Genomic DNA, 20856 nt, shown 5'->3' on the forward strand with positions numbered 1-20856 from the left:
ATTGTCTTGATCGGCCCGATAGCAGAGAGTTGTATACAGTTTTTTGATGCAAATCATAGGAACTTGGCAGAAATTCAGGCAGTCTTCGGTCCCATGGATTCAGATGGATTTTGTTAACCCTGCCTTGGAGATTCACCATGTTTGCCAAACTCGTTGCGGTATCCCTGTTGACACTGGCCAGCAGCCAACTGATGGCTGCCGAATGCAAGGTCGATGTCGACTCTACCGACCAGATGTCCTTCAACACTAAGGAAATCACCATCGACAAGAGCTGCAAGACCTTCACCGTGAACCTGACTCACTCCGGCAGCCTGCCGAAGAACGTCATGGGCCATAACTGGGTCCTGAGCAAAACCGCAGACATGGCTGGCATCGCCGCCGACGGCATGGCCGCTGGCATCGACAAGAGCTACCTGAAAGAAGGCGACACCCGCGTCATCGCCCACACCAAGATCATCGGTGCTGGCGAGAAAGACTCGGTGACCTTCGACGTATCGAAGCTGACTGCTGGCGAAAGCTACCAGTTCTTCTGCTCGTTCCCAGGCCACAACTCGATGATGAAAGGCGCTGTGATCCTGAAGTAAGCATCAGGTCCGGCTGCAACAAGAAAGCGCCCCGCGGGGCGCTTTTTTTGTGCCTGACGTTTCACCCTCTGGTCGGAGCCGGCTTGCCGGCGAACAGGCCCTTGAACCTTGTGCAGCATCAAGCGGCCCTTTCGCCGGCAAGCCGGTTCCTACAGAGCGTGGTGGGTCACGGGGCGAAGGGCATGACGCGTTTGTGATGGGTCTTGCGGTAGGTGTCGCAGATGATCTTGAAGGCTTCCTCGCGCACCGGCTGGCCATGCAGGAATGCGTCGATCTCGGTGTAGGTGACGCCATGTGAGGCTTCATCCGGTTTGCCCGGGGACAGGTCCTCGAGGTCGGCGGTGGGCACCTTCTCTACCAGGGATTCCGGAGCGCCGAAGTAGCGGGCAATCGAACGCACCTGATTCTTCACCAGGCCGCTCAGTGGCGCCAGGTCGCAGGCGCCATCACCGAACTTGGTGAAGAAACCCATCACCGCTTCGGCGGCGTGGTCGGTGCCGATCACCAGGCCCTGGGCGGCGCCGGCGATGGTGTACTGGGCCACCATGCGCATCCGCGCCTTGGTGTTGCCCAGGACAAAGTCCCGGGACACCGCGTGCTGCCCCTCAAAGGCCGCCACTTCATTGGCCAGGGCCTTGACCGCCGGGCCGATGTTCACGGTGTGGCGTTCGTCGGGGTTGATGAAGTCCACCGAAGCCTGGGCGTCGTGTTCGTCGAACTGGGTCTCGTAGGGCAGGCGCACGGCGATGAAGCGGTAGCTGTCGTCACCGCTGCGCTCGCGCAGCTCACGCATGGCGCGTTGGGCCAGCAGGCCGGCGGTCAGCGAGTCGACACCGCCGCTGATACCCAGGACCAGGGACTTGAGACCGGAATTGACCAGGCAATCCTGGATGAAACGGACGCGCCGGGCGATTTCCGCCTCCAGGGCAGCTTGGTCGGGAAAAGGTGCTTGGACCTTCAGCTGCTGCGCAATCTCACGCTGTGCGGCTTGCATGATTCACTCCTTGCCAGGTTGGGCAGGTACTTGGAAAACGTGGCGCAAGTAAGCGACGAAGTTGGGATCCTTGCAATGGGTCTTGCCCGCTTCATCGGAGATCTTGGCGACGGGCTGGCCATTGCAGGCGGCCATTTTAAGCACGATGCTCATCGGCTCGACACCGGGAATATCACAGGTCAGGTTGGTGCCGATGCCAAAGCTGACGTTGATCCGCCCCCGCAGCGCACGGAATATTTCCAGGGAGCGCGGCAGGGTCAGGCTGTCGGAGAACACCAGGGTTTTGCTCATCGGGTCGATGCCCAGCTTGTGGTAATGGGCGATGGCTTTCTCCGCCCAGAGGATCGGGTCCCCGGAGTCGTGGCGCAGGCCGTCGAACAGCTTGGCGAAGAACAGATCGAAGTCACCGAGGAAGGCGTCGGTGGTGATGCAGTCGGTCAGGGCAATGCCCAACAGGCCGCGGTATTCGCGGACCCAGCAGTCGAGGGCGGCGATCTGGCTGTCGATCAGCCGCGGCCCCAACTGCTGGTGGGCCATGATCCATTCGTGGGCCATGGTGCCCAGGGGTTTCATGTTCAGCTCCCGGGACAGGTGCACGTTGCTGGTGCCGACAAAACGCCCAGGGAAATCGTGCTTGAGCACGTTCACCACTTCTTCCTGGACCCGGTAGGAAAAGCGTCGGCGGGTGCCGAAATCCGCCACTTGCAGTTCGGACAACTCTTCGCTGCTGGCGTTGGCGCTGAGCCAGTCGAACTTGCGGTACAGCTGCTCCCGGGCCTGCACCAGCTGGATCTCGCGGTAGCGGTAGCGGTTACGCACTTCGCTGATGATGGCCAGCATCGGCACTTCGAACAGAATCACGTGCAGCCAGGGACCGCGCAGGCGGATGAACAGCTCGCCGTTCTCGATGCCGGTGTGCACGTAGCGCAGGTTGAAGCGAAACAGCCCGAGAAAGCGCAGGAAGTCCGGCTTGAGGAAGCTGATGCGTTCGAGAAAGCCCAGTTGGTCGGCGCTCAGGCTCAGTTCCGCCAGGCGCTCGAACTGATAGCGGATCTCCGCCAGGTACGGCTGCAGATCCTCGCTGTTACGGCAACGAAACTCCCATTCCACTTCCACGTTGGGGTAGTTGTGCAGCACCGCCTGCATCATGGTCAGTTTGTAGAAGTCGGTGTCGAGCAGGTTCTGCACGATGCGATCGGCAAACACACTCTCGCTCATAACGGGAATCTCCATGCTGGCCGCGACGGACAGCGGCGGCTTCAGCTCTTTCAATGAAGGCGCTAGTGGCGCATAGACGTCCTGCGCTTGACCAGCGATTTTTGCGGCGGGCCATTCTCCTGCGATAGGTGTTGGCTGGCCAGCGAATGGGGCTTCGGCCGTGCCTGGGCCCCATTCGCCGGCAAGCTGGCTCCTACGCGAGGGGAGCATCGTTGTGTTCGAGCATCCAGCGCACGAAGTCGCGGACCTTGGGCACTTCCGCCGAGTGTTCGGGGTAGGCCAGGTAGTAGGCATCCTGGCTGGGCATGGCGTACTTCCAGGCGATCACCAGCTTGCCCTCGGCCAGTTCCTCTTCCACCAGGAAGCGTGGCAGCAGCGCCACGCCACAACCGACCTGGGCGGCGCGGATGCACATATAGAAGGTTTCGAAGCGCGGGCCGTGATAGCTGTGTTCGGTCTGATAACCCTGCTGTTCGAACCATTCGTGCCAGCCCTGGGGCCGTGAGGCGTTTTGCAGCAATACCAGATCGGTCAGTTGCCGCGGGTCGGTCAAGGGTTCGGTGGGCAGGCTATCCGGGGCGCAGACCGCCACCAGTTCTTCGCTGAACAGCTTCAGGCTCTCGGTGCCGGGGCGCGAACCCTGGCCGAAGTAGAACGCCAGGTCGGCGTGGCCCTGGAGCAGTTCGTCCGGCTCCTGCTCGTTGCACAGGTCCAGGTGGATATGCGGATGGCGCAGGCGCCAGCCCTTGAGGCGCGGCACCAGCCAGCGGGCGCCGAAGGTGTAGGGCGTGGACACCCGCAGCACTTCGGTCTCGCCGCCGTAGGAGCGCAGGTAGTGGGTGGACATCTCCACCTGGGTAAGGATCTTGCGCACTTCCACCAGATACAGGTCGCCGGCCGGGGTCAGTTGCAGGCGGCGGCGGACCCGACGGAACAACAGGTGCTGCAGCAGCTCTTCCAGCTGCGCCACCTGCTTGCTGACCGCGCTCTGGGTCAGATTGAGTTCCTCGGCGGCGCGGGTGAAGCTCAGGTGCCGGGTCACGGCCTCGAAGCACTGCAGGGCAGTGATTGACGGCAGGTAGCGTTTGTTGAGCATGGGTGGTCCTTGTTCTTATCGGTGCTGGATGCCGGCTCAGCATGAATAAACGGAATGATATCTCGCTTAAAGGTCGTTTGTTGGCAAGTCTCAGGCCAGCTACAACTACAGGCCTTGATGGCCGTCGCAGCGGTCGGTTTTTTGGCTATTCATCTGTAAGGAGTGACCCCCATGGTTGCCGCATTGCTTGATCGTCTGGGTGTGAACCCGGCCCTGTACCAGTCGGGCACCCAGCCTGTGCATTCGCCGATCGACGGCAGCCGGATCGCCGCCGTGAACTGGCAGGGCGCCGCCGAAGTGGAGCAGCAGGTCAGTCGCGCAGAGCATGCATTCGCGCTATGGCGCAAAGTCCCGGCCCCCCGTCGTGGCGAGCTGGTACGGCAATTCGGTGAGGTGCTGCGCGAGTACAAGGCCGATCTGGGCGAACTGGTTTCCTGGGAAGCCGGCAAGATCACCCAGGAAGGGTTGGGGGAAGTGCAGGAGATGATCGATATCTGCGACTTCGCCGTCGGTCTGTCGCGCCAGCTCTATGGCTTGACCATCGCCTCCGAGCGTCCCGGTCACCACATGCGTGAAACCTGGCATCCGCTGGGTGTGGTGGGGGTGATCAGTGCCTTCAACTTCCCGGTGGCGGTCTGGGCCTGGAACACCGCCCTGGCGCTGGTCTGCGGCAACCCGGTGATCTGGAAACCCTCGGAGAAGACCCCGCTTACCGCCCTGGCTTGCCAGGCGTTGCTGGAGCGGGTGCTGAAGAATTTCCAGGACGCTCCCGAGTACCTGAGCCAGGTGATCATCGGTGGTCGCGACGCTGGCGCCGCCCTGGTGGACGATCCACGAGTGGCCCTGATCAGCGCCACCGGCAGCACCCGCATGGGCCGTGAAGTGGCGCCGAAAGTGGCCGCACGCTTTGCCCGCAGCATTCTCGAACTGGGTGGCAACAACGCCATGATCCTCGGCCCGAGCGCCGACCTGGACATGGCTGTGCGCGCCATCCTGTTCAGCGCCGTCGGCACCGCCGGCCAGCGTTGCACCACCTTGCGCCGGTTGATTGCCCACGAGTCGGTGAAGGAGGAAATCGTCACCCGTCTCAAGGCCGCCTACTCCAAAGTGCGCATCGGCCACCCCCTGCAGGGCAACCTGATCGGCCCGCTGATCGACAAGCACAGCTTCGACGCCATGCAGGATGCACTGGAACAGGCCCTGAGCGAGGGCGGCCGGGTGTTCGGTGGCCAACGCCAGTTGCAGGACCAGTTCCCCAATGCCTATTACGTGTCGCCGGCGATTGTCGAAATGCCGGAGCAGAGCGATGTGGTGTGCAGCGAAACCTTCGCCCCGATCCTCTATGTCATTGGCTACAACGACTTCGAAGAGGCCCTGCGCTTGAACAACGCCGTGCCCCAGGGCCTGTCGTCCTGCATCTTTACCACTGACGTGCGTGAAGCCGAGCAGTTCATGTCGGCGGTGGGCAGCGACTGCGGGATTGCCAACGTCAACATCGGTCCGAGTGGCGCGGAGATTGGCGGGGCCTTTGGTGGCGAGAAGGAAACCGGCGGCGGCCGCGAGTCCGGCTCCGATGCCTGGCGCGGTTACATGCGGCGCCAGACCAACACCGTCAACTACTCTCAGGAACTGCCGCTGGCCCAGGGCATTACCTTCGATTGAGTCTTTTCGCGAGCAGGCTCGCTCCTACGGGGAGGTTTGTAGGAGCCAGCTTGCTGGCGAACAGCGGTCAATGCGTTTCAGCGTCTGTGGTGGGTTGATTTCGGAGTCTGGCAATGGCGCTACAAGAACAATGTCTATGGGAAAAACTGACCCCACAAAGGCCTGACAATGCGCCGCTCAAGGGCGAGCTGACGGCGGATGTGTGCATCATCGGCGCCGGCTTCACCGGCTTGTCGGCGGCCGTGCATCTGCTGGAGCAAGGCAAACGAGTCTGTGTCGTCGAGGCCCACCGCGCCGGGCAGGGCGGTTCGGGGCGCAACGTCGGGCTGGTCAACGCCGGCCTGTGGATTCCACCGGACGAGATCGAGGCCGGTTTCGGCGAGCAGGTGGGCAGCCAGCTCAACCGCATGCTCGGGGCCGCGCCGTCCCTGGTGTTCAGCCTGGTGGACAAATACCAGATTGATTGCCAGTTACGCCGCGAAGGCACGTTGCACATGGCCCACAACGCGCGTGGTGAAGCTGACTTGCGCAGCCGCGAGGAGCAATGGAAGCGCCGTGGTGCGCCGGTGGAACTGTTGACCGGTGCCGCCTGTGAAACCGCCACCGGCACCCGGAAGATCGCCGCCGCCTTGCTCGACCGGCGCGCTGGTACCCTCAACCCGATGGCCTACACCACCGGGCTGGCCAAGGCCGCGATCAAGCTCGGCGGCCAGTTGTTCGATCATTCCCCCGTCACTCGCCTGGAACGCCAAGGCCAGCGCTGGTCGGTGCAGACCGATCAGGGGTCGGTGCTGGCCGAGCAGGTGGTGATCGCCTCCAACGCCTACACCGAAGGCGACTGGACCGAGCTGCGGCGCAACTTCTTCCCCGGCTACTACTACCAGGTGGCCTCGGCGCCGCTCACCGAAGAGGCCGCCCGGCAGATCCTGCCCGGAGGCCAGGGCTCCTGGGATACCCGCCAGGTGCTGAGCAGCATTCGCCGGGATGCCGATGGCCGCTTGTTGCTGGGCAGCCTGGGCAACGGCAACCAGAAACCCCTGTGGTTCCTCAAAGCCTGGGCCGATCGGGTGCAGCAGCATTACTTTCCCTATCTCAAACCGGTGGAATGGGAGTCCACCTGGACCGGCTGCATTGCCTTTACCCCCGATCACCTGATGCGCCTGTTTGAGCCGGCCCCCGGGCTGGTGGCGGTCACCGGTTACAACGGCCGTGGCGTCACCACCGGCACCGTGGTCGGCAAGGCGTTCGCCGACTACCTGTGTAACGGCAATCCCCAGGCCCTGCCGATTCCTTTTGCCCCCATGCAGCCCTTGGTCGGAGTGGGGTTGCGCAGTTGTCTGTACGAGGCCGGATTCTCCCTCTACCACGCGGGCCAGTGCCTGCGGATCGTCATCTGAACAAGGAAATAAACAGTCGGGGACGACGCTTTTCGATGCAGCGACTAGCCTGTAATGGTGCGGCTCGTAGCAGTCTCGCACCAGCAGTGTGCAGTTCGGTGACGCGGGCTGTTACAGCAGGGTTGCACGTTGAATTGTGTCGCGGTTGCAATGATGGCACGCATGGGTTGCGCCCATTAAAAAGCAGGGTTTTACCTTCCGCGGTTTAGACGGTTGCACGCCCAATAAAAATGGGCTCGAAACAGTCGAAATAACAATAAGACAGCGACTTTTTTCAGAATAAAAAACCACTGGCACGGCGCTTGCTCTGAGCAATTCTAGTGAAGTCGCAGTGCCAACTAAAAAAACCTTGGAGCACCACCTCATGTCCCAGACGTTTTACAAGAAAGGCTTTCTGGCCCTCGCAGTGGCAACTGCGCTGGGTGTTTCTGCGTTTGCTCAAGCCGACCTGAAGATCGGCGTAGCGGGTCCCATGACAGGCGCCAATGCGGCATTTGGCGAGCAGTACATGAAGGGTGCACAGGCAGCGGCTGACGAGATCAATGCCAAAGGCGGGGTCAACGGCGAGAAGATCGTGCTGGTCAAGGGCGACGACGCCTGCGAACCGAAGCAGGCCGTGGCCGTGGCCAACCGCTTGGTGGACCAGGACAAGGTGGCGGGCGTCGTGGGGCACTTCTGCTCCTCGTCGACCATTCCGGCTTCCGAGGTGTACAGCGACGCCGGTGTGATTGCCATCACCCCGGGTTCCACCAACCCCCAGGTCACCGAGCGTGGCCTGTCCGCGATGTTCCGTATGTGCGGGCGTGACGATCAGCAGGGCATCGTCGCCGGCGACTACATCGTTGACGTGCTCAAAGGCAAGAAAGTCGTGGTGCTGCACGACAAGGACACCTACGGCCAGGGCCTGGCGGACGCCACCAAGGCACAGCTGACCAAGCGCGGCGTGACCCCGGTGCTGTACGAGGGCCTGACCCGTGGCGAGAAAGACTTCAGCGCCGTGGTGACCAAGATCCGCGCTGCCGGTGCCGATGTGGTGTACTTCGGCGGCCTGCACCCGGAAGCCGGTCCGTTGGTACGCCAGCTGCGTGAGCAGGGCCTGAAGGATGTCAAGTTCATGTCCGACGACGGCATCGTTACCGACGAGCTGGTGACCACCGCCGGCGGCCCGCAATACGTCGACGGTGTGTACATGACCTTCGGCGCCGACCCACGCCTGCTGCCGGACAGCAAGGCCGTGGTGGATGCCTTCCGCAAGGCCGGCACCGAGCCTGAAGGCTACACCCTGTACGCCTACGCGTCGGTCCAGGCCCTGGCCGCCGGCTTCAATGGCGCCAAATCCAACAAAGGCGAAGACGCCGCCAAGTGGCTCAAGGCCAACCCGGTGAAAACCGTGATGGGCGAGAAGTCCTGGGATGGCAAGGGCGACCTGAAGATCTCCGACTACGTGGTCTATCAGTGGGACAAGGACGGCAAGTACCACCAGCTGGAAAAACAGAAGTGACATGAGTCCGAACGAACCGGTACTACCCCCTGGTACCGGTTCGTACTCGTGCAGTACTTGCCTTTTCTCGTAGAGCTGCACAACGGACGTGTTGCGCGGACCGGTGATCCCTGTCCGTCGCTGACGCCCTGTGCCGTCTCTCAAGTCCGTGAGATTGCGTTATGGATGGTATTTTCCTGCAGCAACTGATCAATGGACTGACCCTCGGGTCTGTCTATGGTCTGATCGCCATCGGCTACACAATGGTCTATGGCATCATCGGCATGATCAACTTCGCCCACGGCGAGGTTTACATGATTTCCGCTTACCTCGCGGCAATCAGTCTGGCTCTGCTGGCCTACTTCGGCATTGAATCCTTCCCGCTACTCATTCTCGGCACCCTGGTCTTCACCGTGGTGGTGACGGGGATCTATGGCTGGGTCATCGAGCGCGTGGCCTACAAACCCCTGCGCAACTCCACCCGCCTGGCACCGCTGATCAGCGCCATCGGTATCTCGCTGATCCTGCAGAACTACGCGCAGATCAGCCAGGGCGCCAAGCAGCAAGGGGTTCCGACCCTGTTGGCCGGCGCCTGGAAAGTCGATATCGGCACCGGCTTCGTGCAGCTCACCTACACCAAGATCTTCATCCTGGTGGCGGCGTTCGCCGGCATGGCGCTGCTCACCTACATCATCAAGTACACCAAGCTGGGGCGCATGTGCCGGGCCACCCAGCAAGACCGCAAGATGGCCTCGATCCTCGGGATCAACACTGACCGGGTGATCTCCTACGTGTTCGTCATCGGCGCGGCCATGGCGGCCCTGGCCGGTGTGCTGATCACCATGAACTACGGCACCTTCGACTTCTACGCCGGCTTCGTCATCGGCATCAAGGCGTTCACCGCAGCCGTGCTCGGCGGCATTGGCTCGCTGCCCGGAGCGATGCTCGGCGGGATCATCCTCGGGATCTCCGAGTCGCTGTTCTCCGGCTTGATCAACTCCGACTACAAAGACGTGTTCAGTTTCTCGCTGCTGGTGCTGATCCTGATTTTCCGTCCCCAAGGCCTGCTGGGTCGCCCACTCGTGGCGAAGGTATAAGTATGTCTGCTGCCAATAAACCGATTGATATCAAGAAGAGCGTCATCGACGCCGTACTGGCCGGGCTGATCTCGCTGATCGTGTTCGGCCCCATCGTGGGCGTGGTCCTGGATGGCTACAGCTTCAACCTGGAACCGACCCGGGTCGCCTGGCTGGTGGCGATCGTCATGGCCGGCCGCCTGGCCCTGAGCCTGTTCCTGCAAACCCCCAAGGGCCTGAAGATTCTCCAGGGCTTCGAGACCACAGGCTCCGGGGTGCATGTGCTGGCGCCGGACTACAAGTCGCGGTTGCGCTGGATCATTCCGGCGCTGATCGTGATCGCCATCGTGTTCCCGTTCTTCGCTAACAAGTACCTGCTGACCGTGGTCATCCTCGGCCTGATCTATGTGCTGCTGGGCCTGGGGCTGAACATCGTGGTGGGCCTGGCGGGGCTGTTGGACCTGGGCTACGTGGCGTTCTACGCCATCGGTGCCTACGGCCTGGCCCTGGGTTACCAGTACCTGGGCCTGGGCTTCTGGAGCGTGCTGCCCCTGGCGGCGATTGCCGCCGCGCTGGCGGGGTGCATATTGGGCTTCCCGGTGCTGCGAATGCATGGCGACTACCTGGCCATCGTGACCCTGGGCTTCGGCGAGATCATCCGTCTGGTGCTTAACAACTGGCTGTCCTTCACTGGCGGCCCCAACGGTATGCCGGTGCCATCGCCGACGTTCCTGGGCCTGGAGTTCGGTCGCAGGGCCAAGGACGGTGGGGTGCCGTTCCACGAGTTCTTCGGCCTGGAATACAACCCCAACCTGAAGTTCCTGTTCATCTACATCGTGCTGTTCCTGGTGGTGTTGCTGGTGCTCTACATCAAGCACCGGTTGACCCGCATGCCGGTGGGCCGGGCCTGGGAAGCCCTGCGTGAAGACGAGATCGCTTGCCGCGCCATGGGCTTGAACCACGTGCTGGTGAAACTCTCGGCCTTTACCATTGGTGCCTCCACCGCCGGTCTGGCCGGGGTGTTCTTCGCCAGCTATCAGGGCTTCGTCAACCCGTCCTCGTTCACCTTCTTCGAGTCGGCGCTGATCCTCGCCATTGTGGTGCTGGGGGGCATGGGCTCCACGGTGGGCGTGGTGATCGCGGCCTTCGTCCTGACCGTGGCGCCGGAGCTGCTGCGCAGCTTCTCCGAGTACCGGGTGCTGCTGTTCGGCATCCTCATGGTGTTGATGATGATCTGGCGACCGCGGGGGCTGATCCGCATCAGCCGTACCGGGGTGACGCCACGCAAAGGTGCTCTGACTGAGGGGAACGCGCCATGAGCGAATACATTCTTTCGGTCGAGAACCTGATGATGCACTTCGGTGGCATCAAGGCCCTCAGCGACGTCAGCCTCAAGGTCAAGCGCAACTCGATCTTCGCCCTGATCGGCCCCAACGGCGCCGGCAAGACCACGGTGTTCAACTGCCTGACCGGCTTCTACAAGGCCTCCGGCGGGCGCATCGAGCTCAATACCCGGGGCCAGCAGACCAATGTCATCAAGCTCTTGGGCGAGCCATTTCGTGCCACCGATTTGGTGTCACCGAAAAGCTTCGCCAGTCGCCTGTACTACAAGATGTTTGGCGGCACCCACCTGGTGAACCGCGCCGGGTTGGCGCGGACCTTCCAGAACATTCGCCTGTTCAAGGAAATGTCCGTGGTGGAAAACCTGCTGGTGGCCCAGCACATGTGGGTCAACCGCAACCTGCTGGCGGGCATCCTCAACACCAAGGGCTACCGCCAGGCGGAAAGCGCCGCCCTGGACCACGCCTTCTACTGGCTGGAAGTGGTGGACCTGGTGGACTGTGCCAACCGCCTGGCCGGCGAGCTGTCCTACGGCCAGCAGCGGCGCCTGGAGATCGCCCGCGCCATGTGCACCCGGCCGCAGATCATCTGCCTCGACGAACCGGCCGCCGGCCTCAACCCCCAGGAAACCGAAGCGCTGAGCGCGATGATCCGGCTGCTGCGCGACGAGCACGATCTGACCGTGGTGCTGATTGAACACGACATGGGCATGGTGATGAGTATTTCCGACCACATCGTGGTGCTCGACCACGGCAACGTGATCGCCGAAGGCGGACCGGAGGCCATCCGCAACGATCCGAAGGTGATCGCCGCCTACCTGGGTGCCGACGAAGAGGAGCTGGTATGAGTCAACCCATACTCGAACTCAAGGATCTAGATGTGTACTACGGCCCGATCCAGGCCCTGAAGAAAGTCTCGCTGTACATCAACGAAGGGGAAACCGTGAGCCTGATCGGCTCCAACGGTGCCGGCAAATCGACCCTGCTGATGTCGATCTTCGGCCAGCCCCGGGCGGAGTCCGGGCAGATCCTCTATCGCGGCGTGGACATCACCCACAAGTCGTCCCACTACATTGCCTCCAACGGCATCGCCCAGTCGCCGGAAGGGCGCCGGGTGTTCCCCGACATGACCGTGGAAGAGAACCTGCTGATGGGCACCATCCCGATTGGCGACAAGTACGCTAGCGAGGACATGCAGCGTATGTTCGAACTCTTTCCACGGCTCAAGGAGCGGCGTACCCAGCGGGCCATGACCATGTCTGGCGGTGAGCAGCAGATGCTGGCCATCGCTCGGGCGCTGATGAGCCGGCCCAAGCTGCTGTTGCTGGATGAACCGAGCCTGGGGCTGGCGCCGATCGTGGTGAAGCAGATATTCGCCACCCTGCGGGAGCTGGCGGCCACCGGCATGACCATCTTCCTGGTGGAGCAAAACGCCAACCATGCGCTGAAGCTGTCGGACCGCGCCTACGTGATGGTCAACGGCGAGATCCGCCTGAGCGGCACCGGCAAGGAGCTGCTGGTCAACGAGGAAGTGCGCAACGCTTACCTGGGCGGTCACTGACGGCCCGGTCTGTGGATAAACCATGCCCCGTCGGTTCACGCCGCCGGGGCATTTTTTATCCACAGTCCCCACCCGCCCCATAGGCGCTGGCTTGCCAGCGAAACGCCCCCTGCCTATGGCAGCTGTTCAGATTCCGTCGTGCGTCCGGGATTTGCCGGCAAGCCGGTTCCTGCGGACTGAGTGCGGGCATTGGCAACCGCGCGTGCGCAGAAGGGCAGCCGGCGTCCGACAATTGTGGAAAACATTATTCCCAAGCTGGCAAAGCGCGGCATAAAGACGCTGCAAACAGTTGTTTTTCCACCGTTTTGACTTGTCCCCGTTTGCTGTGGAGCGGGCTGTGGGTAACGTGGGAGTAGCTGGCTGGAAGCCTTTGTTTACGTGGCCTGCAAGCAATTGATTGTTTTTTGATCACGGCTTTTTGAGCAACTCGAAGACGCGCTTGTCAACCTTTTTATTGTCGCAGCCGTACCCGCAAAAGACTCTGGATAAGCCTGTGGATAAGTCTGTGACTAAACTCTGGAAAGACTGCTCTGGGCGGCGTAGTTACTGGCCTCTGGCCTTATACACTTTGACCGCTCGGTCATCTTTTTTGCGGCCACCTGCATGGACAGCCTCTGCGGGTCAAGCAAAAAACTTCCCATGATCCGCTGCAAGCCCTGTGTACAGCGGCTTTGCGCGATTTGCACTTGCCCCCAAAGACTGTGGACCGGCCTGTGGATAAGGTGCGGGCATGTGGCTGCAGGCCTTGCCGGCCATAGCTTTCAGCCATGTGAGCGTTTTTTGTACAGTGATAGCGGATATCCAGCGCTTCTGTTGCCGCCCAGAGCCGGGCCGGGCATGCTGCGAAACGCTTTTTTATCGTAACGGCGGCTCGCCACCCAGCAAGGAGAACACCATGACTTCCACACTGTTCATTACGGGCGCGACGTCCGGTTTTGGCGAAGCCTGCGCCCGGCGTTTTGCCGAGGCCGGCTGGTCGCTGGTGCTCACCGGCCGCCGCGAGGAGCGCCTCAACGCGCTGTGCGCAGAGCTCTCCAAGCAGACCGAAGTGCACGGCCTGGTGCTCGATGTGCGGGACCGCAAGGCCATGGAAGCGGCCATCACCAACCTGCCGCCGTCCTTCAGCAAGTTGCGCGGCCTGATCAACAATGCCGGCCTGGCCCTGGGCGTCGACCCGGCGCCCAAGTGCGACCTGGATGACTGGGACACCATGGTCGACACCAACATCAAGGGCTTGATGTACAGCACCCGTCTGCTGCTGCCGCGGCTGATCGCCCATGGCCGGGGCGCCGGGATCGTCAACCTGGGCTCCATTGCCGGCAACTACCCGTACCCGGGCAGTCACGTTTACGGCGCGAGCAAGGCCTTCGTCAAACAGTTCTCCCTGAACCTGCGTTGCGACCTGCAGGGCACTGGCGTGCGGGTCACCAACATTGAACCGGGCCTGTGCGAAAGCGAGTTCTCCCTGGTGCGTTTCGCCGGCGATCAGGCGCGCTACGACGCCACCTACGCCGGGGCCGAGCCGATCCAGCCCGAGGACATTGCCGATACCATCTTCTGGGTCCTCAACACGCCTGCCCACGTCAACATCAATAGCCTGGAGCTGATGCCGGTGAGCCAGACCTGGGCCGGCTTCGCCATCGAGCGCAAGGTGTAGCCGCTGCCGCAGGCTGCGACAGGGCCGCCAGACCCTCCAGCGGTTGCAAGACCTGGGCCTGCTACGCAGTTAGTCGCAACCTCCGCCATGGCTCGGCAGTGACTACAGTTGTACTTGGAAACACATAAGCTGATTCGTTTCAGCTGAAGGTCAGCCTTGGCAGGGTAGAATTCCGCCCCGAAATTTCACTGCCGCCTCACTCAAGGCGGTGTTTTTGAAGTTCGATAGGAGGAGTTGTGAGTAACCGAGGTGAGCAGGTTCTGCTCAAACAATCGACTGTACTGATGTTCGCCGTGGCGATCGCCGGTATCGTCACGGGTTTTGTTTCTGGCGCCCAATCCATTTTGTTCGATGGGTTTTTTTCCCTGATCGCGACCTTCATCAAGGTCCTGATGCTGATCACTGCCAAGCTGATTGCCAAGGAAAGCAACCACCGTTTCCAGTTCGGCTTCTGGCACCTGGAACCCATGGTGCTGCTGATCGAAGGCAGCTTCCTGCTGTTGATCGCCATCTACGCCTTTCTTAACGGTGTGTTCGGCATCATCAATGGCGGCCGGGAGGTCGAGCTGGGGATGGTGATCTTCTACGCCGGGTTCTTTGCGGTAACGGAGTTCGCCTACTTCTTCTATGTGCGCCGGCGTAACCGCAAGCTCAAATCGTCGCTGATCCAGTTCGACAACATCAGCTGGCTGGTGGACGCAATGCTCTCGGTGGGGCTGTTGGTGAGTTTCATCATCGCCTTGCTGCTCAAGCAGTACGGGCATGGCCAGTGGGCGGTGTATGTCGACCCGGCGATCCTGATCCTGCTGGCCCTGAGCATGCTGCCGCCGGCCTTGAAGATCCTGCGGCCGGCGTTGCGTGATGTGCTGGGCATCGCTCCGGACCAGCTGGATGAAAAGGTGCGCAGCGTGATGGAAGAGGCCATGGTTGCCTATGGCTTCCAGGAATACATTTCCTACGTGCAGAAGCACGGCCGGGCGCGTTTCATCGAGATCCATATCGTGCTGCCGGCGGACTATCCGCTGCAGGATGTGGCGACTTTGGACCGCTTGCGCGAGGAGATTTCCAGTGAGTTGGGAGAGGCCGACGCAGCGCGCTGGCTGACCATCAGCTTTACCGGGGATCGCAAGTGGATCGTTTGATGGGCGGTGCGCTTTTCGCCGACCAGCCGTCTCCTACAGGGGGCTTGCAGGAGCCGGCTGGCCGGCAGAGGCTTCAGGCAAAATATTCCGCCAGCCCGCGATAACAGGTCGCCAGGTGATAAGGCGTGGTCGATGGCATATCCCGCCGGCTGACCGCGCCACTGGCATCCAGGCATTCATTCCAGCCCCCGGCATGCAGGAAATGCGCGTGCAGCGCCTTGAGCTGACGCAGCAGGGGCGCCTGGCTGTCCGCACGCAAGGTCAGGGCACGCAAGTACTCGGCCTGGGCCCAGATGCGCTGGGTGGCGTCCTTGATGGGGGCACCCGGTTGCAGGTCGAGCATGGCGCACACCGCGCCGCTCTGCGGGTCGACACCAAGCTGCTCGGCAAACGTGAAGGCACGACTCAATGAGGCGTGCAGCGGGTTGCTGCGCAGCAACGGCGAAGAGTCGAGGAGGAAGAACCACTCGAACTGATGCCCTGGCTCGAACCAGTTATCCACAGCCCCCAGGGGCTTCTCCAGCATCACTCCGTGCTGCGGGTCGATGAACTGCTGCTGCATGGCCTGGCACAGCTCCAGCAGTGCGGTTTGTACCGCGGCGTCTTCGCGCACTGCCAGGATTGCGAGAAAGGCTTCGGCCAGGTGCATCAGCGGATTCTGCAGGGGTCCGGAACCCAGTACGGACCAGTCCTCGGCGAGGCTGGCTTCGTAGAGTTCATCGCTCCGGGCAAAGCGCAGGGCTACCACTTCCAGGGCGGCATTGAGCACCGACTCCACCAGCGGCTCGCGGACCTTGGCCCAGTAATGAGCGCAGGCGAAGAGGATAAAGGCGTGGGTGTAGAGGTCCTTGCGCCGATCCAGCGGCGCGCCGTCGGCATCGATGCTGTAGAACCAGCCACCGTGCTCGGCATCGTGGAAGTGCCGCTGCAGCGAGCGGAACAGCGCGGCGGCCCGCTCCTCGGCAAAGGGGGCGGCGGCATCACCGATCAATTGTGAGAACAGGTACAGCTGCCGGGCGCAGGCCATGGCTCGATAGCGTTGCGGCGGCAATGGCCGCTGTTCGGCGTCCAGCGCCTCATAGGGCAGTGCCAACTGCGGATTCCAGCCCGGACCTTGCCACAGCGGCACTATCACCTTGTGGAAATGCTGCTGCATGGCGTTGAACAGAGCGCTCGATTCAGGCGAGGTGGCGGAGCGGGATACATCGGGCATTGGCTGGCGTCGTCACGGCAGGTTTGAGTGCGCGACATGTTACCAGAGAAGCCCCACAAGGCGGCTTGCCCGCCGAGCAGGGCGTACTGATAGGAGCTGGCTTGCCAGCAAAGACGGCCTAAAGATCACCTCAGCCTTGCAGGAGCCGGCTTGCCAGCGAACGAGGCCCGCAAGACCGCCTTCGCCGGCCAGCCGGCTCCTACAGAAGAGGGCAGGGATCAGCCCGCCAGCAACCACACGCCTGTGGCGGCCGAGGCCGCACCGGCCACGCGCACCAGCGGCGCCGCCGCCTGAGGCAGTACCCGCACCACGGCATAACCGGCGGCATGCAGGGCCGCGGTGGCTGCGACAAAACCGGCGGCATAGGCCCAGGGGCTGGACATGTCTGGCAGTTCCAGGCCATGGGCCACGCCATGGAACAGGGCAAACAGCGCAGTGGCGGCGAGCGCCAGGCTCAGTGGCGGGCGCACCGCCAGGGCCACGGCCAGGCCCAGGGCCAGTACCGAAGCGGCAATGCCGCTTTCCAGGGCCGGCAGGTTCAGCCCTTCGAAGCCCAGCAGGCCGCCAATCAGCATGGTGCCGACAAAGGTGCAGGGCAGTGCCCAGCGCGCCGCGCCTTGTTGCTGGGCGGCCCACAGGCCGACCGCAAGCATGGCCAGCAAGTGGTCGAGGCCGCCGATGGGGTGGCTGATACCGGCCATCAGGCCGTTGTCGCCGTGGCCCGGGTGAGCGAAGGCCAGGGCCGGGGTCAGCAGCAGCACCAGGGCGCCGAAGAGTGATTTCAGGGTCATGAGTGGCTTCCTTGTTGAGCGTTTTTCAGGTTCGGTTTCAGGCCGCGGTCAGCAGCCCTTGGCGTTCGATGAAGGCGATGATGTCTTCCAGGCCCTGGCCGGTCTTCTGGTTGCTGAAGACGAACGGCTTGCCGCCGCGCATGCGCTGGGTGTCGCTGTTCATCATCTCCAGAGAGGCGCCCACCAGCGGCGCCAGGTCGATCTTGTTGATCACCAGCAAGTCGGATTTGCAGATGCCCGGGCCCCCTTTGCGCGGCAGCTTGTCGCCAGCGGAAACGTCGATCACATAGATCGTCAGGTCCGACAGTTCCGGGCTGAAGGTGGCTGAAAGGTTGTCGCCGCCGGACTCCACCAGGATCAGATCGAGCCCCGGGAAGCGCCGGTTCAACTGGTCCACCGCTTCCAGGTTGATCGAGGCGTCTTCGCGGATCGCGGTGTGCGGGCAGCCGCCGGTTTCCACCCCGATGATCCGCTCCGGCGCCAGTGCTTCATTGCGTACCAGGAAGTCAGCGTCTTCGCGGGTGTAGATATCGTTGGTCACCACTGCCAGGTTGTAGCGCTCGCGCAGGGCCAGGCACAGGGCCAGGGTCAAGGCGGTTTTTCCGGAGCCCACCGGGCCGCCGATGCCGACACGCAGAGGTTGTGCGTTCATGAGTTTCTCCTAGGAACGGAACAGGCGGCTGTACTGGCGCTCGTGGGCCATGCTCGCCAGGGACAGGCCGAAAGCGGCGCTGCCAAGGTGGTTGGGGTCAAGGTGGGTGGCGTGGCGCTGGGCCTCTTGCAGCAGCGGCAGCAGCTCGCTGGTCAGGCGCTGGGCCGCCTGTTGGCCCAGGGGCAGGGTTTTCATCAGCACCGCCAGCTGGTTTTCCAGCCAGCTCCAGAGCCAGGCCGCCAGGGCGTCTTCGGGGTTGATGTGCCAGGCGCGGGCGGCCAGGGCCCAGCCCAGGGCCAGGTGCGGTTCGTCCTGGTGCGCCAGCAGCTCCCGGGCGCCACCGTCCAGTTCCGGCAGGCCTTCGAGCAATTGCTTGAGGGAATAGCCCATCTGCCGGCTTTCCTGGTACAGCTCGCGGGTTTCACGGCTGGCCCGATGTTCTTCGCAGAGTTGCTGCAGCCTGGCCCAGTCCTGATCTGCGGCGGCCTGGCAGTGGGCGAGCAGCAGCGGAGCCTCGAAGCGCGCCAGGTTGAGCAGCAACTGATCGCTGATCCAGCGCCTGGCACTGTCCGGGTCGTTCACCCGTTGTTGCTCCACTGCCATCTCCAGTCCCTGTGAATAGCTGTAGCCACCGATCGGCAGCTGTGGGCTGGCCAGGCGCAGCAGGGCCCAGGCTGGGTTCATTGACGCACGCCGAACTGGTGCAGGCGCGGCGGGTAGTTGAAGTCTTCATCGCCGTGGCGCGAATGATGGTGGCCGCCACCGTAGGCGCCGTGTTCGGGCTGGAACGGCGCCTCGATGGTTTCAGCGCTGGCGCCCAGTTGTTCAAGCATGGCTTTGAGCACGTAGTCATCGAGCAGGCGCAGCCAGCCATCGCCCACTTGCAGGGCGACGTGGCGGTTGCCCAGGTGATAGGCGGCGCGGGTCAGTTCGAAGGCATTGCGGCAGGTGACATGGAGCAGGGTTTCCGGGCGGGCGCAGACCTTGACGATGCGTCCGTCCTCAGCCGCCAGGAACTCACCGTCGTGCAGGGGCGGCTGGCCGCGCTCCAGAAACAGGCCGACGTCTTCGCCTGTGGCACTGAAACAGCGCAGACGGCTTTTGCTGCGAGCCTCATAGGTCAGGTGCAGCTCGGCGGACCAGGTGGCTTGGGGTTCGGTTCTGCGGTGGATCACCAGCATCGGAAAGCTTCCAGCTATGAGCGATACACAAGCCAGAGCAAGGGCCTTGCCAATCGCCCGGAGGAGAGGAAAACCCCTTTGTCGACACCGGAACTGCGCCTGAAAAAGGGGCAAAACCTTGTTTTATCTTGTTACAAAATGGCGCGCTGAGCTGATTTATAGCACTGAGTTGGTGCGCTGGAAATATTTTTGCTGCAATCCGGTGCCGGGCCGACGAGCAGGCGCAAACGCGCTACCCAGAGCGGGGCACGCCGATTGAAAGGGGGAGAGGGGCAGGCTGTATTACTCGGTGCTGCCCAGGCCTTGCCAGTGCTTCAGGCCGATGAAGATGAAGCGCAGTTGCTGGGTGATCTTCGCCTGCGGCGTCAGGTGTTCAGGCAGGGCCTGGGCCGGGGGATCGATGATGTCCGGCAGAGTGGCGAACACGCTCTTGACGATCAGGTCGGCCATGACGCTCAGGTCGGCGGCATTCAGATGCTGCAGCTTGGGCATCAGGGTCAGGTCGGCAGCGAGGTCCGAGCTGATGTTCTCGCGCAGGGTGGCGATGGCCTGGCGCACCGGCAGCGAGCCGCCGTATTGCTCACGGGCCAGAAACAGGAATTGCGCGCGCTTGGCTTCCACGACATCAAGGAAGATGCGCACCGAGGCGTCGATGATGCCGCCCATGACGAATTCGTTGTGGCGCACCAGGCGGATGGTTTCGCGGAAGGTCTGGCCGACCTCGCTGACCAGTTCCAGGCCCAGTTGGTCCATGTCGCTGAAGTGCCGATAGAAGCCGGTGGGCACGATGCCGGCGGCTTTGGCCACTTCCCGCAGGCTCAGGCTGCCGAACCCACGACCACACTCCATCAGGTGCCGGGCGGCATCCATCAAGGCGTTGCGGGTCTGTTGCTTCTGTTCGGCGCGGGGCAGCATCGGCGGGGCGTTCTTTGCTCAATGGGAGCGGCGCACTCTAGCAAATCAACTTTGCCGGAGTCGAACTGGAGTCAGGCGAGAGCGGGGAAGGTCAGGGCTAAAATGCCGGGGCCATAAAAGCCAAAGCCCGATCCAGGGATCGGGCTTTTTTTAAGGGCCAGCATGGCCTCAGCTCGCTGCTTGATGACGTTCAGCCAGGCGATCAGCGCCGCCTTCGGCAACGGTCTGACCTTGAGGCGTGCGGCTATAGCCGTCTTCAACCAGGCCTTTCTCTTCCAGGCGATCACGGCCGCCTTCAGCTACGTTCTGGCCTTGGGGGGTGCGGTCGTAGCCATCTTCGGCAACGCTCTGGCCTTGTGGGGTACGGTCGTAGCCATCTTCAGCAACGCTCTGGCCTTGTGGGGTGCGATCATAGCCGTCTTCGGCAACGCTCTGGCCTTGTGGAGTGCGTTCGTAACCGTCGGCAGCGACTTTGTTGCGTTCGATCAGACGGTCCGAACCGCCTTCGGCCAGGGTCTGGGTGAACACGCTGTGGCTGGCCTTGACCTGTGGAGTGGCTTGTTCAGCGGCTGGCAGGGCGAAGGCGTTGGCAGCCAGAACGGATAAGGTCAGGCTCAGTAAGAGGTGGCGTTTCATGATGGGTTGCTCCTTGGTAGGGCGATAAAGTGGGTACGGAGCTAATGTTACCGCCGCAAAATCGATATAAAAGTTCATAAACACAATGGTAATAATCAACGGAATTGATTGTTTGCCTCGAAGGCTCTAGCTCGGGCTTTAGCGCCGATGGCTTTTGCACCAGGGTGGGTATTTTCGACCCACTCCCGCTTCAGGAAGGGGCGGTTCGAGGTAACACAAAGCTGTCCAAGCGATCAGCAATTCAGGTTTTTTCGCCGCATC

Annotated in this window: 20 protein-coding genes; 10 read left to right on the forward strand and 10 right to left on the reverse strand. The window is 62.3% G+C overall.

The features are described 5' to 3' along the window. Positions 1–137: 137 nt before the first annotated feature. On the forward strand, positions 138–584 hold the full coding sequence (gene azu, locus KHO49_RS03980; protein WP_102862924.1) for an azurin: 447 nt from the start codon (positions 138–140) through the stop codon (positions 582–584). A 166-nt stretch (positions 585–750) separates the two neighbouring features. Here the strand turns inward: azu and nadE are convergent, their stop codons facing one another. The 3 genes from nadE to KHO49_RS03995 all read right to left on the reverse strand — a co-directional run bounded on the left by nadE (position 751) and on the right by KHO49_RS03995 (position 3892). Further along, positions 751–1578, reverse strand: coding sequence for an NAD(+) synthase (nadE, locus tag KHO49_RS03985; protein ID WP_102862925.1), 828 nt, complete (start codon positions 1576–1578; stop codon positions 751–753). A 3-nt stretch (positions 1579–1581) separates the two neighbouring features. Further along, on the reverse strand, positions 1582–2796 hold the full coding sequence (gene pncB, locus KHO49_RS03990; protein WP_102882000.1) for a nicotinate phosphoribosyltransferase: 1215 nt from the start codon (positions 2794–2796) through the stop codon (positions 1582–1584). A gap of 193 nt (positions 2797–2989) precedes the next feature. Next, positions 2990–3892, reverse strand: a complete 903-nt coding sequence (locus KHO49_RS03995; RefSeq protein WP_110650928.1) for a LysR family transcriptional regulator — start codon at positions 3890–3892, stop codon at positions 2990–2992. A 171-nt stretch (positions 3893–4063) separates the two neighbouring features. On the opposite strand from KHO49_RS03995, the gene amaB reads away from it, so the two are divergent. The 9 genes from amaB to KHO49_RS04040 all read left to right on the forward strand — a co-directional run bounded on the left by amaB (position 4064) and on the right by KHO49_RS04040 (position 15207). Beyond that, positions 4064–5554: an L-piperidine-6-carboxylate dehydrogenase gene (amaB, locus tag KHO49_RS04000; protein ID WP_110595448.1), complete on the forward strand. Its 1491-nt coding sequence runs from the start codon at positions 4064–4066 to the stop codon at positions 5552–5554. 113 nt (positions 5555–5667) lie between these two features. Then, positions 5668–6951 carry an L-pipecolate oxidase gene (amaA, locus tag KHO49_RS04005; protein ID WP_102862929.1) on the forward strand — a complete coding sequence of 428 codons (1284 nt, stop codon included), beginning with the start codon at positions 5668–5670 and terminating at the stop codon, positions 6949–6951. 364 nt (positions 6952–7315) lie between these two features. Next, positions 7316–8452 (forward strand): branched-chain amino acid ABC transporter substrate-binding protein, encoded by a 1137-nt coding sequence (locus KHO49_RS04010; RefSeq protein ID WP_102881998.1) that lies wholly within the window; start codon positions 7316–7318, stop codon positions 8450–8452. A gap of 161 nt (positions 8453–8613) precedes the next feature. After that, the gene (locus KHO49_RS04015; RefSeq protein WP_102862931.1) at positions 8614–9528 is read left to right on the forward strand and encodes an ABC transporter permease subunit; all 915 of its coding nucleotides are present in this window, start codon (positions 8614–8616) and stop codon (positions 9526–9528) included. 2 nt (positions 9529–9530) lie between these two features. Then, positions 9531–10826 carry a high-affinity branched-chain amino acid ABC transporter permease LivM gene (gene livM, locus KHO49_RS04020; RefSeq protein ID WP_102862932.1) on the forward strand — a complete coding sequence of 432 codons (1296 nt, stop codon included), beginning with the start codon at positions 9531–9533 and terminating at the stop codon, positions 10824–10826. After that, a complete protein-coding gene (locus KHO49_RS04025) occupies positions 10823–11695 on the forward strand; it encodes an ATP-binding cassette domain-containing protein (RefSeq protein WP_102862933.1) in 873 nt (290 codons plus the stop codon). Before livM ends, KHO49_RS04025 begins: the two co-directional genes overlap by 4 nt. Continuing rightward, positions 11692–12408, forward strand: coding sequence for an ABC transporter ATP-binding protein (locus tag KHO49_RS04030; RefSeq protein ID WP_170001574.1), 717 nt, complete (start codon positions 11692–11694; stop codon positions 12406–12408). Before KHO49_RS04025 ends, KHO49_RS04030 begins: the two co-directional genes overlap by 4 nt. Before the next feature lie 895 nt (positions 12409–13303). Beyond that, positions 13304–14065: an SDR family oxidoreductase gene (locus KHO49_RS04035; RefSeq protein WP_102881995.1), complete on the forward strand. Its 762-nt coding sequence runs from the start codon at positions 13304–13306 to the stop codon at positions 14063–14065. 236 nt (positions 14066–14301) lie between these two features. Next, positions 14302–15207, forward strand: coding sequence for a cation diffusion facilitator family transporter (locus KHO49_RS04040; RefSeq protein WP_102862935.1), 906 nt, complete (start codon positions 14302–14304; stop codon positions 15205–15207). A gap of 73 nt (positions 15208–15280) precedes the next feature. On the opposite strand, the gene KHO49_RS04045 is transcribed toward KHO49_RS04040, so the two are convergent. The 7 genes from KHO49_RS04045 to KHO49_RS04075 all read right to left on the reverse strand — a co-directional run bounded on the left by KHO49_RS04045 (position 15281) and on the right by KHO49_RS04075 (position 20595). Then, entirely contained in the window at positions 15281–16420 is a 1140-nt protein-coding gene (locus KHO49_RS04045) for an AGE family epimerase/isomerase (RefSeq protein WP_213664646.1), read from the reverse strand. A 218-nt stretch (positions 16421–16638) separates the two neighbouring features. Next, positions 16639–17211, reverse strand: coding sequence for a HupE/UreJ family protein (locus KHO49_RS04050; protein ID WP_213664647.1), 573 nt, complete (start codon positions 17209–17211; stop codon positions 16639–16641). 37 nt (positions 17212–17248) lie between these two features. After that, positions 17249–17863: an urease accessory protein UreG gene (gene ureG, locus KHO49_RS04055; RefSeq protein ID WP_047301379.1), complete on the reverse strand. Its 615-nt coding sequence runs from the start codon at positions 17861–17863 to the stop codon at positions 17249–17251. A 9-nt stretch (positions 17864–17872) separates the two neighbouring features. After that, complete coding sequence (locus tag KHO49_RS04060) at positions 17873–18547, reverse strand: urease accessory protein UreF (protein ID WP_213664648.1); 675 nt, start codon at positions 18545–18547, stop codon at positions 17873–17875. Beyond that, entirely contained in the window at positions 18544–19044 is a 501-nt protein-coding gene (gene ureE, locus KHO49_RS04065) for an urease accessory protein UreE (RefSeq protein WP_170001570.1), read from the reverse strand. The genes KHO49_RS04060 and ureE overlap by 4 nt, the downstream gene beginning before the upstream one ends. 282 nt (positions 19045–19326) lie before the next feature. Continuing rightward, on the reverse strand, positions 19327–19959 hold the full coding sequence (locus tag KHO49_RS04070; protein WP_102862940.1) for a TetR family transcriptional regulator: 633 nt from the start codon (positions 19957–19959) through the stop codon (positions 19327–19329). Positions 19960–20127: 168 nt separating this feature from the next. After that, positions 20128–20595, reverse strand: a complete 468-nt coding sequence (locus KHO49_RS04075; RefSeq protein ID WP_102881991.1) for a hypothetical protein — start codon at positions 20593–20595, stop codon at positions 20128–20130. Positions 20596–20856 lie beyond the last annotated feature (261 nt).

It is taken from the genome of Pseudomonas sp. RC4D1 (assembly GCF_018390395.1).
Taxonomy (GTDB): Bacteria; Pseudomonadota; Gammaproteobacteria; order Pseudomonadales; family Pseudomonadaceae; genus Aquipseudomonas; species Aquipseudomonas danubii.

Bases quoted from the DNA above. Each gene is read 5' to 3' on its own strand.
- azu (WP_102862924.1), top strand. From the start codon at position 138: ATGTTTGCCAAACTCGTTGCGGTATCCCTGTTGACACTGGCCAGCAGC.
- nadE (WP_102862925.1), bottom strand. From the start codon at position 1,578: ATGCAAGCCGCACAGCGTGAGATTGCGCAGCAGCTGAAGGTCCAAGCA.
- pncB (WP_102882000.1), bottom strand. From the start codon at position 2,796: ATGAGCGAGAGTGTGTTTGCCGATCGCATCGTGCAGAACCTGCTCGAC.
- KHO49_RS03995 (WP_110650928.1), bottom strand. From the start codon at position 3,892: ATGCTCAACAAACGCTACCTGCCGTCAATCACTGCCCTGCAGTGCTTC.
- amaB (WP_110595448.1), top strand. From the start codon at position 4,064: ATGGTTGCCGCATTGCTTGATCGTCTGGGTGTGAACCCGGCCCTGTAC.
- amaA (WP_102862929.1), top strand. From the start codon at position 5,668: ATGGCGCTACAAGAACAATGTCTATGGGAAAAACTGACCCCACAAAGG.
- KHO49_RS04010 (WP_102881998.1), top strand. From the start codon at position 7,316: ATGTCCCAGACGTTTTACAAGAAAGGCTTTCTGGCCCTCGCAGTGGCA.
- KHO49_RS04015 (WP_102862931.1), top strand. From the start codon at position 8,614: ATGGATGGTATTTTCCTGCAGCAACTGATCAATGGACTGACCCTCGGG.
- livM (WP_102862932.1), top strand. From the start codon at position 9,531: ATGTCTGCTGCCAATAAACCGATTGATATCAAGAAGAGCGTCATCGAC.
- KHO49_RS04025 (WP_102862933.1), top strand. From the start codon at position 10,823: ATGAGCGAATACATTCTTTCGGTCGAGAACCTGATGATGCACTTCGGT.
- KHO49_RS04030 (WP_170001574.1), top strand. From the start codon at position 11,692: ATGAGTCAACCCATACTCGAACTCAAGGATCTAGATGTGTACTACGGC.
- KHO49_RS04035 (WP_102881995.1), top strand. From the start codon at position 13,304: ATGACTTCCACACTGTTCATTACGGGCGCGACGTCCGGTTTTGGCGAA.
- KHO49_RS04045 (WP_213664646.1), bottom strand. From the start codon at position 16,420: ATGCCCGATGTATCCCGCTCCGCCACCTCGCCTGAATCGAGCGCTCTG.
- KHO49_RS04050 (WP_213664647.1), bottom strand. From the start codon at position 17,211: ATGACCCTGAAATCACTCTTCGGCGCCCTGGTGCTGCTGCTGACCCCG.
- ureG (WP_047301379.1), bottom strand. From the start codon at position 17,863: ATGAACGCACAACCTCTGCGTGTCGGCATCGGCGGCCCGGTGGGCTCC.
- KHO49_RS04060 (WP_213664648.1), bottom strand. From the start codon at position 18,547: ATGAACCCAGCCTGGGCCCTGCTGCGCCTGGCCAGCCCACAGCTGCCG.
- ureE (WP_170001570.1), bottom strand. From the start codon at position 19,044: ATGCTGGTGATCCACCGCAGAACCGAACCCCAAGCCACCTGGTCCGCC.
- KHO49_RS04070 (WP_102862940.1), bottom strand. From the start codon at position 19,959: ATGCTGCCCCGCGCCGAACAGAAGCAACAGACCCGCAACGCCTTGATG.
- KHO49_RS04075 (WP_102881991.1), bottom strand. From the start codon at position 20,595: ATGAAACGCCACCTCTTACTGAGCCTGACCTTATCCGTTCTGGCTGCC.